The organism is Listeria swaminathanii (genome assembly GCF_014229645.1).
Classification (GTDB): domain Bacteria; phylum Bacillota; class Bacilli; order Lactobacillales; family Listeriaceae; genus Listeria; species Listeria swaminathanii.
Genome location: NZ_JAATOD010000001.1, coordinates 203,257 through 218,584, shown reverse-complemented (window position 1 = coordinate 218,584; position 15,328 = coordinate 203,257). Strand labels below are relative to the sequence as shown.

The window sequence follows — 15,328 nt, the reverse complement described above, 5'->3', positions numbered from 1 at the left end:
TTAATTTTAAGCCACGAACATGAAGTCTTTCACCAGCGCGATTACAAAAAGAACCAAACACACAAAATATAAACCGCATATAAAGTATAGAATATTTTTGGTATTATAAGTAACCAATTTCAAGCGCAAAATAATAAAAATTATTCCGAGCATCAGTGTGTAAACCGCTATTACACTCAACAAAAACGTAAGCATTGCCTTCCTCCTAAATTATCCTGTAAAGAAAACAAATGTAGACAAAATGATGGCACCCACTATCGGAAATATGTAAGGCATACATTTGAGTAACTTATTTTTCTTTCCTTTATATTTACCAAAGATGATAAAGCATAAAGTATTTATTGCTAAAAATTCAAGCGAGATTATCATTTTCAAGAATATCACGGTAAGAATAACCTCCTTTTGGGATTAAAGTTAAATCAGGCATAAAATCTATCTTCCCCTCGGCTTTATTCTCTTTTATTCTTCTCCAAAACAATTTCTGCTTTTTCCTTGACTGAAATGGGAATATCACGCTTTAAAAGTTTTTCAATACTTAATAGTATAATTTCTTTATTAGCTTGATCAATACAATCTTCTAAAACACTCAAGCTCCGTATCACCGTCAAATGATAGCTATCGTCTAGCAAAGCAATGATGTTTGAAAGCATTGCTTCTTCGCCAAGAAAATACAGTGAAGAATAAATTCCTACTTTTGCAAAAGAGTCCGTTTCTTTATCTAACTGCTTTTCCAGTAGTATCTTCGCTTCATCAGTACCCACAAAGCCAATTGATTCAGCCGCAAAGCAACGCACATTAGGGTCATTTGCTTTCAAAGCTTTCTCTAAATAAGGAAGACTTTCTATTTTAGCTAAGTTTCCTAAAATTTCTATAGCACACATTTGAACTAAATCATTATCATCCGTTGTCCCTATCAGCGCTGCTTGAAAAACCGCTTCGCTATCAAAATAATATAAATACTCATAGGCAAATATTCGAGCATTCTCATCGTCATCATTTATACTAGCTAGTAAGATTTTCTCCAATTCTAGTGGCGCCTCTTCAAGATTCAACTCAGCTATCAAACCCTCTGCCGTTTCATAATCAAACGTTTTTTGCTGGGTAATAGTTTTAATTTCATCAAGAATTTTTTTCATTTCTTCAAGCATATAATCACACCTCCAAATGGATTCTCACTGTCGCTTCCACCTGCGCACAATTTTTTTCAAAATGCTTTCTTTTTCCAACTCTTCATCCAATCTACAATTTATAATATATTTAAAATATCTCGAAAACTCCGAGTCATAGTTAAAATTATCTTCCCCGTACTGAATAAGTTGCTCTCTGTTTACTCTTTTCCATTTCAAATAATCTTTTTCTGATATACCAAAAGAAGTTAAAAAAACGTCATCTGGATTATTTATTGCTACATTACGCAGCATTTCTTTCCCTTTCTCCTCAAGTTCCAAATAATTATCATCTTCCTCAAAAAAGATTGGATTAATTTTCATGCAATAACCCATTATCCAGTCAACCTCTGTAATATTTCCCAGCTCGCTAATGCCGAAATCATATATATATTTTAACTTATCGCCTTCCGTCTCATTTTCTTCCATTCCATACATATAGGCTATCATATCCCATCTAATATAAAACGCCCGTACAAAATAACGAATATTCTTCTTATCAGACATCCAGGTATTATAGCTATAATCTAATACCTCTTGAACCTTTTCTTCTATCTCCAGTTGGTCTAGTTCTTTCCATTCTAGGTTTATCATAACAGCCCTCTTTTCTGTGTATGCTTAGGACTTCGTTTATTCCGCCTCTTTTTCACAAATCCCTTAGCCCAACAATCCGACATAAACCCCGAGATAAGCATACATTCCAACTGAAAAAGTACATAGGACAACAGCACATATACCTTTAAATATCATACTTATCCTACTTCTTTTAATTAAATATAATCCTGCAATTATTACTAGGTTAATCAGAGCTGCAATTGAGATAGCCATGATAGGAAAACCTCCTTAATAAAATAAATATGACGTGATTACTGTTATACCAAGTAAGGTTAAAAAATATATTTCTATAATTCTTTTTGTCCGCTTTCTTATTTTTTTAACATCCATAATTTCTAGTGAGATAATGACAATAAAAATGGTTTCTAATCCCAAAAACACAGTTACAATAATATCTGTGAGAAAATTATAAAAAAACATATGAATTAAAATGGAACTCATGAGAAATAATATTAAAAACAGTAGAAAGCTATTTTTTCTGATAAAAGCCAATAAGTATTCAACTCCCATTTTCAATTTACTTCAATCTTATACACTAAACCGTCTCTTTGCTTGTGTTCCGAAATCTTTTTGTTATTATCTAACTGTTTAAGTTTTCCTAAATATCAGGAAAATACTGCTAAGCTAGGCGAATCACTGATTATTAATTCTTTTTTATTATTTTTTCTTTATTTCTGCAAATTTTTCCTATCTTCGGAAAATAATTTTCAATAAATAAAACTCGCTATAACATAATAAATATATATTCCTAAAGCGACTATACCTAATATTGCTGATAGGATAGATAAAATTGTAGACTTGCCTTTACGTTTACTCCATAAAACTAATAAAAGCTCGATGCACAAAATAATTACTTGCACTACCAAAATCACATAAATATATGATTTCAGGGTTTCACTACTGCTTATGAAAATACCTGTTCCAACTATCATAATCCCCGCAAAAAGTATGCTTGTACCTACGATTTCCAAGATACCTTTAGTTTTTTCTGAGAGAAGCAGCGGAATGAAACAAATTGCAAATGTAATAAAATTTATTGATATATCGATAATAAATTCAATCATAATCGTTTCCTAATTTCCTCCTTTTATAGCGTCAGTTTTTCAGTAAAAAACAAAAGTCAAAACCACATAAGCTACATAAGTAAATAAATTAAACATCGTTAGAATTAATACACATACACCTATTAAAACTTCCGATTTTCCGAGTTTACTTAAATAATTCATGAATACATTTGCGAAAAGTATCACTATTTCAATTACTAATATAATATACATATATGTATGCATTTCCTCTACACCAGACAGAATTAAACCTGTTCCGACTATGGCCAATCCAGCTATTGATAAACAGCCAATCACTTTTCCCATTAATTGCTCCTCGTTTTTAATTGCATTTCCACCAACTAAGAAGCATACAAAAGCTATAATATTAATTAAAATATTTAAAATAAAATCCATTTTTCATTCAACTTTCTATATTGTTATTACGATTCTTTATTAACTTTTTGGTCTTAAATGCTCCAAACTTTAAATGCTCACTGAGATTGTTTTTGATTTCCCACTTTATCCCTCCTGAATCTATATCAGCTCTAAATTCGATTTTTCCATTGAATACGCCATTAACTCACTTGAATCTGATAAAATGACTAATAATGGGAAAACGGATAACAATTTGGCTCTAATATTTTCTATCCTTGGTATTTCGCTAAGCTCTAATTTATCTATCTGCTCAGAGATGTCGCAATCTTTTTCTAATAAAAAATACTGGTCATAGCTAGATCCCTCTTCCAATCATTCTTCATCCTCTTTATAAAAATGAATATATGTCTTTTTAAATCTAGTTTGTTTCACAAGGACTGATTTATCAGCAGCTGCCTCGAAATTACGGGAAATATGAAATTGATATATATCAAATTGAAGAATTAGCCGCTTCATTATTTTTTCAATATCTTCATGAATTTCTTCTAAATATTTACCTTGATTATCATAAGCACCCGCAGTAGTTAAACCTACACTGTATATCATTTTGTCACTCCTCACGTTTTTTCACTGCATTTTGTAATAGACTTTCTAAAATTTTTATTCCTTATTAATAAATTATTTTTTATAACTTTTCCCTAAACGCTTCCTGAACTTCCTGTATAGCCTATCTTTCATTCCCAGATTCTCCACAGTCAAAAATGTTTCTACATCATACCAAGGAACATCAATATCAAGTTTTTTATCAATCGCTAAAAGGGCTGTGTCCGAATATTCATTAACGAAAAGAAAGAGTTGCTCAGAAGGGAAATACATATAGCAATATAAAAATATAGTTGTCTCTGTTATATTTTCAAAATCCAAATTTTCTACTATACTACCCTCTTCCTGTGTAAAGTCTATTACTTCCTTTAAATTCAAGATAGTTTTGCTCTTTTGTAAAAATTTATCTTCTTTCAAAATTTCACTAATATATGCTTTCTCATCCTGTGTAATTTCCACAATTTGTTTAATCATATGGATGAATTCTTTCGTATCCATATAAATAGCCTCTGGTTCTTCAAAATAAAAGTTATATTTTTCAGGATTAGGAAATATTTGTTCTGGTAAACTTTTTTCTAAACTGATAAGTTTTTTTATTTTAAATTCGACTTCATCACTAGTTAATTTGCTCATAAGGCCAACCTCTTTCTAACCCAAAATCACTACATTAGCTTAGAATCATACACATATTATGCGACAATCTTACCTTAATCATTCATCAAAGTACTAACGCCATGTGTATTATGGTGATAATATAGCGTTTTCCCATTCGTCTTCATTATCATCCGAATAAATATACTGACGAACTACTTTCCTATCCGCTTCATAGAGAACCTCAATACCACCAACGTAATAAATGTAAATTGTATAGCGGGTACACTTTATTTTTTAATTTTTTCGGATTCAAGTTAAGTATTTCTTTTATTATTTAATCATATGCTCCCGTAAAGTTTATTATTTTGATATGTATTATTTACATCTCTTACTTTTATAATAAGCCCTCCCTGTAAAAGTGAAGGGCTTATTCTTAGTTTGTTCATCAAATCTTGTTCTACACTGCCGCCGAAACGCAGGGCTAGAATATCTTATTTTTTTATCCAGCAAGTTCCATCTAATCGACCTTCATATTCGTTTGGCAATGAGCCTAACCACCTGATACGATTTCGAATAGAAATTTTTGCTTGGTTGAGATGTTTAGCGAGCAGTTCTGCAATGTTCAAATAGGTTATATCAATTTCTATTCAATACAGTGTTCCATGGAGAAAAACCTCCCCTCCCTCATAACCATTTGAACGCCTTGCACTAAACATGATGTCATTTGTAGTAATAGCTTCAATTAACCAGCAAAAAAATCGTCTTCGCGTGATGAATAGGTGGTTACTTATTTAGTTGCTTCTTGGTATTTTAAAGCAGCGTTTCACACAAAAAATTTTGCATCCAAATTTATTTCTCATTAAACACTATGACATAAGAATTATTTGATTTAGAATCCCGCCTATAAGCTCTTGCTCACTAAATAAATCTTGCTACAACATAATAAATGTATATTCCTAAAGCAAATACAGAAAATATTGCTGATAGGATAGATAAAATTGTAGACTTTCCTTTACTTTTACTCCATAACACTAATATAAGTTCGATACACAAAATAATTATCTGCACTACCAAAATGACATAAACATATGATTGCAGAGTATTACCACCGCTTATAAAAATACCTGTTCCAACTATCATAATCCCCGCAAAAAATATGCTTCCACCTATTTTCTCCCAGATACCTTTAGTTTTTTCTGAAAGATAAAACGGAATGAAACAAACTGCAAATGTAATAAAATTGATCGATACATCGATAATAAAATGAACCATGGTAACCTCCTATAACTTTTTTACTGCAGTACAGTTATCTATGCCTCTGAATTGCATTTGACATACGATGTAATTTTGCTTTTGTAGAGTTCAATCTAGCTTTTTTTATACCCTTTAACCGTCTAACAGGGGTCTTCTTTAGATGCTTCACCGGTTTTTTTACAAGCCTACGAATGTGTCTTCCATATTGGCCTAAATTCTTCAATGGACGTTTCGTTTTAACAGCACGTAAAACTGCCTTACCTTTAGATACAAATCCAAAAACTCTACCAGCACCTGTCCACCCAATGCCTTTCGCAGCACCCCATAAAGCCGCTTTCCCAGCACCCTTCCAAGTTGACTTCTTACCTTTACGCTTGTTTTCTATATAGTAGCTAGCTGCACCATATGCTGCACCTATCCCTGCTGCAGTAACATACTGCCAAAATTTACCATCTGGATCAATTTTATTTACAGGATTATTTCCAACATAATTATACCCATTCATCGTCTGCGGGTCGTCTTCATCGCCTGGGTCTGGATCGTAAGCGGTAAACACGCCTTGCTCTGGTTCGTAATAACGCGCCATCAAGTAATATTGTTCGATTTCCTTGTCATACGTGTATCCTGCATAACCATAAGGATTGGCTTTGGCTTCTTCCGAGGAGGCAGTGTTTTTCAGCACATTTCCCCAAGCATCATACGCATATTCTGCGACAATGTTACCTGCTTCATCCGTGAGTGCAATTACGTCGCCATGCGCATTATAGTGATAATAGAGGGTTTTGCCATTCATCTTCATCGCTAAACGAACATTATCATCCGAATAAACATACTGACGAACTACTTTTCCATCACCATCAGTCTCATACAGAACATCAATACTATCGCCATCATAATGATAATTCGTCGTCACGCCATCGACGGTTTTCGACAAGCGGCGGTTATCATCATCGTACGTATAACTTGTAAACGGCTCGCTCTCGCCTTTTTTCGTGATGCTGCTTAAACGGTCGCCGGTATCCCATGTATACGTGTAATTGCCATCGCTTGTACGGTTACCATTCGCGTCATACGTCAGAGCCTCTCCGTTCCACGAAACCAGTTGATTACCATCATTATAACTTGCGGCAATTGTTTTTGTCTCGCTTCCGCTGATTGCTACTTGTGTGCGGTTTCCGAAGCCATCGTATGTGTATGCTTTTACAGTGCCGTCTGGTAGTGTTTCTTTGGTAAGTTGGTTGACTGCATCATATTCGTAGGTTGTTTTTCCGTCTTGTTTGTTGTCGATGTTTGTACGGTTGCTTGCTGCGTCATAGGTGTAGTTTTCGTCTAAAATTTGGGTGCCGCTTGCGCTACTAATAGCTGCGTTGGTGACTTTTTGGGTGCTATCGTAGGTGTAGTTGGCTGCGGTGCCGTTTCCTGCTGTGTAGACGTTGATGTTTCCAAATTCGTCAAACTCAAAATAGGCGTTTTTGCTTCCGTCGTTTACGCGGGTATTCCGGTCTAAGTCGTTGTATGTGTAGCTTGTTCTTGCTGTGTAGTCGCCGTGGTTAATGGCTACTTCGCCGACTTTGTCTGTTTTTCCTTTGTTGTCTTTTGTTGGTTTGTCTTTGTAAGTGTAGCTTACGTCGCCACCTCGTTCGGCTACTTTGGTGATTCGGTTGGCATCGTCGTAGGTTTTGTCGGTTACGATGCTGTTAATTTCATCGGTTACTTTTGTTTGGTTGCCGTTTGGATCGTATTGGAATTTAAATGCTAGTTTATCATTCCATTTAATCCCGTCCATGCGGTCAGCGGAATCGTATGTGCTTTCGGTTACGCGACCATTTGGCATGATTGCTTTTGTTTCATTACCGGCTGCATCGTATTCGTACTTGATTGTGCGATTGAGCGCATCGGTAAATGCGGTAATTTTGTTATCTACGTCATATTCATAGATATTTTTTTGCGTTTTGCCGGATGCGGTGACATTTTTTTCGGTAGTGTTGCCATTGTCGTCGTACTTATAGGCTACGGATGTGCCGTTCGCTAGTTTGGTGTCTATAAGTGCGTTGTCTGCATCATAAGTTAATGTTTTTTTGTTGCCTTTTTCGTCTGTTTCGGATGTAGTGTTGCCGTAAATATCGTAAGTGAAGCTGATTTTGCGGCCTTCTTCGTCATAGCTGGCTGTTACATAGTTGCCGGAAGCGTCGTATTCATTTTTTGTTAATACTTCGCCTTCTATAACACGTACATCGTCAAACCAAGCTTTCCCTGTTAAACCGTTGCGGAACATTGTATAGACTTTAATCATTTTGATCGGTTTGGTTGGTTTAACAACTACAGCACTTCGGTTCCAGTCGTTCGTTCCTAGTGGGAATTGACCTTGTACGGAAGATGTTGTGCCATCTTGATAATATATTGTTCCCCATACCGAATAATCGTTCGACATCGTTGCAACAGAGCCATTTGATTTAGCATCTTCTGATTTGGAAAGTGCTGAAATCGTTAATGCTTTTGCTTCTTTTTGATTTACGGGCACATCTTGGACAATATGCGTGTAGGCTTCACTTGTAGCTTTTCGCTCGAAGTAAACGGCGCTATCACCGCTGTGGCTTTCATTATCTACTACTTTTGCTTGTGTTAGCGCGGTATTACCTGTTCGCATCCAACCAGTCGGAAGTGTTCCATTGTGATTTTCAAAACTGTTATTGACTACTGGATTGTAACTGGAAGCAACACTGCCTTTTTCAAATTGAACATTGTCGTACCAAATGGTTGCTTTTCCTTTATGTGGAGCTGGTTGTTCATTGTCCAAATAAAGCAATACTTGGCGCGTGTTTTTGGATGTTTTAAAGGTTAATTGGCGTTTTACCCAGTCGCCATTCTTTTTGATGGATGTCGCACGGTTGGATTGCCATACACCAGCATCGGTAATATCTTTTGCATTCGCGTCTTGTAAACGTCCAATGAGAAGTGCATCGGCGTTTGTCATTCCGGATGTTTTAATCCAGGCGCTAAATGTATACGTTGTTTCTGGTTCTACATCGACGCGTTGGGTAACGGATGAATAACCTTTTACAGTAGAGTTTGCTTCACTCGTTAGTTTAACTGAGCCGCTACCGCCGAGTGCTCCTGGAGCTGACTGTGTACTATCGAATGTCATGCTACCTTTTGCATCAGATTGAATTAGCGTCCAGTTGGAAACTCCTGCACCTTTTTCAAAGCCGCTGTTTTGAAGTAAATTGCCGCCTGAGGAAAGTTCACCGCTACCTCGAACAGGGTTACCAAAAGCGTCATACTGCGTTACAGAGGATACTTGGGATTCTGTCGCAAGCGTTTCAGATACAGCATCTGCTCCGTCATAAGCCACGGTTGTTTTGCGTCCTTCTGTGTCAGTTGCGCTCGTCACATCGTTGTTATCGTTGTAAGTGTATGATTCTGTTCCGTATGCATCTGTCATTTGCGTGACATTGCCATCCGCATCGTAAGAGTACGTTTCTTCTTGTCCCTTAGGATTTACTTCTTTTACTAGATTGTTTGATTCATACGTGTAGGTCGTTGTTAATTTGAGGCCTTCTGCATCCACGATTTCTTTCTTGGGATTTCCAGCGTCGTTGTATGAATAAACGGTTTTCTTCTTTTTCTCGTTTGTTAAAGTAGTTTTTTGTTCTTCTTTATCGTAGGAAAGGGTGGTTTTTTTGCCGACTGGATCGGTTATTTCTGTTAGTTTTTCCTCTTCATAAGCAAAGGTTGTTGCGTATGGTTTTTCTTCTGTGTGTTTTGGATCATAAACTGCTGTTAATAAGCCATCTGTGTAGCCGTAGCGATATAGTTTTCCGCGGGCGGTTGATGAACTGATTAGCTCTTGTTTATCATTATAGGTGTAGCTGATTTTCCGGTCTTCTGGTCCAACTAGCTCTTTTACTAGCTCGCCTTCATACGCTAAAGTTACGGTACGTCCGGAAGCGTCGCGCATGCTTGTTAGTTTGCCGTCAGTATATTCGTAAGTTAACTCGTTACCTTTTGTATCTTTTTCGGATTTTAATCGCCCGTCAGCTAAAAAGCGTGTTTCTGACTTATCTTCTTCTATTTTCAAATAGCCGTCTGCGTTTTTAGTGATTTCTGAATAAATGCCCGGTGGTGCCTCGTATTTGTCGCCTTTTTTAGTGAAATGATGGACTTTTTTATCCGATTCCACCCATAAGATATTGCCGTTTTCTTCTTCGATAAGTCTTTCTTCGAGGGTACTTGTCCAGCCTTTACCGAAAATTCCTGTTGCGTCATCTTGACTGTTAAAAGTACGGTCGACGTTAATGCTTGGACCGCGGCCTTCTAAATTGAAATCTGTTTCATGGAATAAAAAGTTTCCATTTGTTGCGTTCACTTGCCCGCCGCGTACTGGGACACTTGTCCAGTAGTCCACCATTCCTAGTTGTTTATTTACTACTTCTGGAATAGTTGGCGTTGCTGGTTCGGATTGGATACTTGTGGCGTTATTTCCTGCTTTTTGATATGCAATAACACGGAACCAGTAATTTTTGCGTTCTTTATAATTCCCGCCAGAATTGGTATAAACTGGTGAAGGATCTTTTGCTAGTTCATCGCCTTTTCCGTCATGATGAAGGGCAAATTTACCGTCTTCAATCTCTTCTTTAGTCGGCCAAATGCCTTTGTTTTGTGTTGTCCATTTTGTTTCTGCGCCGACATCGTATTCTTCGTAGGCTTTACCATTGAATACAAGTACTTTATAGCCATCCGCCATTGGGCTCTTTTCCCAGTTAATTTCCACATAACCTGTTTCTTTATGCGCTAAGTTAGAATAAGCTTTCGCAGCAGGTGGTTGTGGTTTTTCGATTGGCATGTAGGCAAATACTAAGTCGGAATTTGGACTTTCTCCACCCGGGAAAACGGCTTGCACTCTAAATAGATAGCGCGTTAGATTGCGCAGTCCAAAAGTACTTCCAGCTTGAAACGCATTTTCATATTGCGCTCGCGGATCAAGGGCGAATTCAGTTCCTTTGCCATCATGATGGAAGTCAAATTCACCATTAGCAATTTCGTCATCTGTTGGGAAAATTTTCTTTCCTTTGGTGCTCCATGTAGTTGCTGCACTTTTTGTATTAATATATTCGTATTTAAATCCGTTAGAAATGACGATATTATAACTCGTCGCACCTGGAACGGCCTTCCAAGATAAATCCATGAAACCTGTTCCAGTACCTACTCCATTCGAGTTTGTTTTTACAGTAGGTTTTTCCGGTTGTGGATAAGTATAATTTACTTCCAAATAAGGGTAGTTTTTATTATTTTCACTTGCTACGACTTTTTTCCAATAATTTTGATCGATGTTCGTACCTAAGCGGAAACCATTGTTCTCTCGCGTTCCACTTGCCCATGCTTGAACTGTTTTAGTTACGTCTAAATTAGCCCATTCGCCACGACCAACATTAACACTACCTAATCTAGTTACAGGAGGTACTGTGTTCCAGGTTACTTGCCACGGGGACCATTTTGCATTGGCTTCGTAATACCAAAGATCATTTTTAACCGTTGGGGACATGTGCCAAATGTTATAGACTTTTAACGTTGCTTTAGAAACAGTCGCTTTGTTTAAAGTGGACGTATCCATTTTTAAAAAGGCGGCATTATTTCCTGTTGAATTGTCCCATTTACCGAGTTTTAACGTGTAAGCATTTTGGCCAGAATCCCAAAGCTTGCTCCCGATATTGGTTTCTGTTGGTTTAGCTGAATTGATGTTGGCATTATAAACTTCATCTAACCGAACAGATGGATCAATATAAACAGGATATTCACGCGCAGCATCATTTAACCATGCTGTGTCTACTTTTAATTGTAGTTCATATACTGTTTTTGTCAGTTGTTTTACTTCAAAAGAAGCGTTTTCGGATAACGCTGCTTCGCCAGTTTCAGCGCCGACATTGGAATCTGTCATAACTGGTTTCGGAAGCGTATACATTGTTTCGTCCGATTTATTTTTGAATATCACATCGCCATTCTCTGCTAGCTCTAAATCTAGTTTTGTTTCAATTTGATATACATACGTATCTACTTGATTTGGTTCATGTAGTACTAAGTCTTCTTTTACTGATTGCGGAAAAGTTAAATGCCGTAAATCCGTTTTAGGAAATACATCTGCGTAAGTAACTTCATTTTCTTTATACGTCGCTGGTTGGTCAGTTACTGCTTGTTCATCCTCGCCTGTACGTGCTCCTTTTAAGCGAAAAGTAACTTCTGCTCCAGCTTTTGTTAGTTTCTGATATGCCCCGTCTTCCATTTTTTCTAAGAAACCTAGTTCTAATGGTGTTTGTTTTGGAACAATCATGTCAGAATCTGCTTCTTTCTCCACATTTGCATCAATGCGTTTCATATCCCCGTCAACTTCCATATTGATAGGATCCGCAAAGATTTGCTTCGTAAAACTCCCGTCGTGATTATCAAAAACCACTTCATTTTCTGTTCGTTCTTCTTTAACTTCTGTTGGTGCTTTTTCTCCCGCTTCCTTTTCTGGTGCTGCTACCCCAGTCGACGTCTCCTCCGCCGTTGGTGCATAACCAGGTATTAGTGAAAGGAATAACATAATGGCTATCAAGGTCACTAATACTTTCTTTGCTTTTGCATGTATTTTCATGTATCAAGCTCTCCCTTTTCAATGTAATATCTTTCGCTGCCTTACCAAATTCTCTATTTGCTATCTCCCTACTAACAACCTCACTATCCCCCTCTTCCTAAAAAAAGGACCAGTTTTAATCGAGATAAAACTGGTCCTTTTCCAAATTTAACAAAATCATTATAGCATGTTTTTTTGGTTTTGGGCTATGCAGAATGTAAAATTTTTACTTTTTATTTGAATTGTTAATTCGTTTGGTTAAAATTAACTCTTTATCAGAATAATTATGGTCAATTCTGCAAAAAAACCTTGAACCAATAATTCTTCCGTTCAAGGTTTTTTCCACTTACCACGGTTGACTAGTTGGGCCTACTGTGAATTCATTTACGTTTACGTCTTCGGGTTGGTCAATGGCATAAGCAACAATGCTCGCGATACGATCAGGTGTGATGCCATATTGTTTATATAAATTGGTCATTCCTTGCTCGGTTTCTTTATCTGTAATCGTTTCTAGTAATTCCGTATTGATGGCTGCTGGATAAATGGTCGCGGTGCGGATGTTGGTTCCTTCTTGGGCTGACTCCATTCGTAATACTTCCATTAGGTCACGGACTGCCCATTTAGTCGCGCCATATACAGCACCGCCGGGATATGCTTTTAATCCTGCTACAGAAGAAGTTGCGATGATGTGTCCGGATTTTTGAGCGATGAAAGAAGGCAGCACAGCCGCAATTCCATTTAGCACACCTTTAATATTGATATCAATCATTTGCTCCCATTCGTCTTCTTTTAAAGCCGATAATGGCGAATTCGGCATTATTCCCGCATTTAAAAAGATTGCATCCACTTTTCCGTATGTTTCAATCGCTAATTTTACTAATTTCTTATTATCTTCACGTTTTGTTACATCCGTTTTGGCAAAAATTGCTTCACCTGAACTCGCTTTAATGGTTTGAACAATTTTTTCCAGCTTTTCAACGCGACGAGCAGCAAGAACTAATTTCGCCCCTTTTTCAGCTAAAAGGAAAGCTGTTGCTTCACCAATTCCGGATGATGCTCCGGTTATAATAATTACTTTATTTTTGATTGTCATTTGCTATCTCTCCTTATTCCTCAATAATTTTACGAATTTGTTTGGCGGGGCTTCCGGCGACGACAACGTTTGCTGGGACATCTCTTGTGACGGTAGCATCCGCAGCAACGATGGCATTTTCACCAATTGTTACCCCTGATAATATCGTCGCATTTGCGCCAATCCAGGCGTTTTTCTTCACATAAATTGGGGCTACCCGTAGTCCACGTCTTTTTTTAGGGCTGACTAAATGGTTAACGGTCACAAGTCTTGCTCCCGGGCCAATTAAAACATTATCATCAATCGTAATCCCGCCCAAATCTACGAAAGTTACATTTAAATTGATAAAGATATTTTTTCCAAAAGTAATATGTTTCCCGAAGTCGCTATAAAAAGGAAGTGAGACATCAACAGAAGAGTCCACAGGTTTTCCGATGATTTCACTGAGGCATTTCGTTATTTCTTTTTTTGAATGATATTTGGTATTTAGTTCGACGATTAATTGTTCGTTGTTTTGCTTTACCTCATGAATTTCATTTGAAAGATTTGATCCTTGCAGAATTTCTTTACCGACAATTCTTTTCTGTAAATCTTGTATCATTATGCACTCTCCCCCCGAAAATCTTTTACTTCTTAATTATACGGAGAAAAGTTATAATTGAATAATACTTATAAATCATAGCCAACTATTCGTTTTGGTTATAGGAAGGAGAGTCTCATGGAATTACGTGTGTTAAATTATTTTTTAACTGTTGCTCGTGAAAAAACGATTAGTAAAGCGGCGGAAGTACTTCATCTTTCTCAGCCAACGCTTTCTAAACAATTGAAGGAACTTGAGGAAGAATTAGGCATAACGCTGTTTATCCGCGGAAATCGTGCTATTACCTTAACAGAAGATGGGGTTTACTTGGCAAATCGCGCGAAGGAGATTTTATCTTTAGTCGAATTAACAACTTCGAACTTGCTACAAAATGAAACAATTAGTGGGAAAATAACGATAGGTGCTGGGGAAACGAGAGGTTTTGAGTTTATTGGTAGTGTCATTCATCAGCTGAGAGAAATACATCCCGAGATTACGTTTCAACTACATAGTGGTAACGCCGACGATGTTTTAGAAAAAATTGAGCACGGGCTGCTGGATTTTGGGTTGGTCATTAATCCTGTTGAAATGCAGGCATACGAATATTTGCAGCTTTCTTTAGTAGACAGATGGGGAGTTTTAGTAAATACAGCCCATCCTTTAGCGCAAAAAAAAGTTATAACTCCCGGTGATATTCAAAAAAATCCAATAATGGCTTCGAATCAATCTTTCGTGGATAATCAACTAGCAAGTTGGTTAGGAGAACATTTCGAACAATTGAATGTGATTGGTAGATATAATTTGCTTTATAATGCCTCGCTTTTAGCTAAAGAAAATATTGCCAGTATTCTTTGTATCGATGGCATTATAAACACGGACAATACAAATTTGAAATTCATTCCTTTTTCGCCGCCCCTAACTGCTGGAATAAGCATTGTTTGGAAAAAGAATCCCACTTTTTCGAGCGCAGCGAAGGAATTTTTGCGGTTGATAGAAAAAGAAATGACAAAATAAGTAAAAAAATCAGCAATAAAACTAAAATTAGTTTCATTGCTGATTTTTATGGATTTATGTCCTGAATTTATAGCTATTTGATTTATTTTTATTCTTTAAAACATCTCTTTAAATTATGTGAGCGCGCTATAATAATTAAGTCGTCTACCTTCAGACGAACAATAGGAACATTGTTCTTTTGAAGGGAGGTGCATTAAATGATTCTATTTTTTTCCAGTCTTATTGCTCCGATTTTTGTAGGAATTACTTTAGCTACCTACAAATATTGGTTAGAACATCGTAGTGATAAAAAACATAAGTAGACGGCAACCGTTCTAACCACAAGAAAATCCCCGAGGTCTTTAGCCGGACTCGGGGATTTTTGTGCATTAAATGATTCATTTTCCAACTTTATTATAA

14 protein-coding genes are annotated in these 15,328 nt (G+C 36.8%); 2 read left to right on the top strand and 12 right to left on the bottom strand.

Features of this window, described 5'->3' with window-relative positions; genetic code table 11:
• Positions 1-449 precede the first annotated feature (449 nt).
• The 12 genes from HCX62_RS01045 to HCX62_RS00995 form a co-directional block, all read right to left on the bottom strand.
• Positions 450-1,148 carry a HEAT repeat domain-containing protein gene (locus HCX62_RS01045; protein ID WP_185636699.1) on the bottom strand — a complete coding sequence of 233 codons (699 nt, stop codon included), beginning with the start codon at positions 1,146-1,148 and terminating at the stop codon, positions 450-452.
• Positions 1,149-1,172: 24 nt separating this feature from the next.
• The gene (locus tag HCX62_RS01040) at positions 1,173-1,760 is read right to left on the bottom strand and encodes a hypothetical protein (RefSeq protein ID WP_185636698.1); all 588 of its coding nucleotides are present in this window, start codon (positions 1,758-1,760) and stop codon (positions 1,173-1,175) included.
• Positions 1,761-1,823: 63 nt separating this feature from the next.
• Positions 1,824-1,994, bottom strand: coding sequence for a hypothetical protein (locus tag HCX62_RS01035; RefSeq protein ID WP_003725223.1), 171 nt, complete (start codon positions 1,992-1,994; stop codon positions 1,824-1,826).
• A gap of 494 nt (positions 1,995-2,488) precedes the next feature.
• Entirely contained in the window at positions 2,489-2,845 is a 357-nt protein-coding gene (locus HCX62_RS01030; RefSeq protein WP_070032016.1) for a hypothetical protein, read from the bottom strand.
• A gap of 39 nt (positions 2,846-2,884) precedes the next feature.
• Positions 2,885-3,241: a hypothetical protein gene (locus HCX62_RS01025; RefSeq protein ID WP_069009663.1), complete on the bottom strand. Its 357-nt coding sequence runs from the start codon at positions 3,239-3,241 to the stop codon at positions 2,885-2,887.
• A 120-nt stretch (positions 3,242-3,361) separates the two neighbouring features.
• A complete protein-coding gene (locus HCX62_RS14025; RefSeq protein WP_235004678.1) occupies positions 3,362-3,574 on the bottom strand; it encodes a hypothetical protein in 213 nt (70 codons plus the stop codon).
• Positions 3,575-3,808, bottom strand: coding sequence for a hypothetical protein (locus HCX62_RS14020; protein WP_260490787.1), 234 nt, complete (start codon positions 3,806-3,808; stop codon positions 3,575-3,577). It abuts the gene before it with no gap.
• Between the two features lie 72 nt (positions 3,809-3,880).
• Positions 3,881-4,438 (bottom strand): hypothetical protein, encoded by a 558-nt coding sequence (locus HCX62_RS01015; protein WP_070032019.1) that lies wholly within the window; start codon positions 4,436-4,438, stop codon positions 3,881-3,883.
• Positions 4,439-5,317: 879 nt separating this feature from the next.
• The gene (locus tag HCX62_RS01010; RefSeq protein ID WP_070220000.1) at positions 5,318-5,671 is read right to left on the bottom strand and encodes a hypothetical protein; all 354 of its coding nucleotides are present in this window, start codon (positions 5,669-5,671) and stop codon (positions 5,318-5,320) included.
• A 34-nt stretch (positions 5,672-5,705) separates the two neighbouring features.
• Positions 5,706-12,284 (bottom strand): DNRLRE domain-containing protein, encoded by a 6,579-nt coding sequence (locus HCX62_RS01005; RefSeq protein WP_185636697.1) that lies wholly within the window; start codon positions 12,282-12,284, stop codon positions 5,706-5,708.
• Between the two features lie 325 nt (positions 12,285-12,609).
• Positions 12,610-13,356, bottom strand: a complete 747-nt coding sequence (locus tag HCX62_RS01000) for an SDR family oxidoreductase (protein WP_185636696.1) — start codon at positions 13,354-13,356, stop codon at positions 12,610-12,612.
• 13 nt (positions 13,357-13,369) lie between these two features.
• Positions 13,370-13,939, bottom strand: coding sequence for a DapH/DapD/GlmU-related protein (locus tag HCX62_RS00995; protein WP_185637968.1), 570 nt, complete (start codon positions 13,937-13,939; stop codon positions 13,370-13,372).
• A gap of 114 nt (positions 13,940-14,053) precedes the next feature.
• Between HCX62_RS00995 and HCX62_RS00990 the strand changes: the two genes are divergently transcribed.
• Positions 14,054-14,929: a LysR family transcriptional regulator gene (locus HCX62_RS00990; RefSeq protein ID WP_185636695.1), complete on the top strand. Its 876-nt coding sequence runs from the start codon at positions 14,054-14,056 to the stop codon at positions 14,927-14,929.
• A 197-nt stretch (positions 14,930-15,126) separates the two neighbouring features.
• Positions 15,127-15,231: a type I toxin-antitoxin system Fst family toxin gene (locus HCX62_RS00985; protein WP_109909189.1), complete on the top strand. Its 105-nt coding sequence runs from the start codon at positions 15,127-15,129 to the stop codon at positions 15,229-15,231.
• Positions 15,232-15,328: the final 97 nt, after the last annotated feature.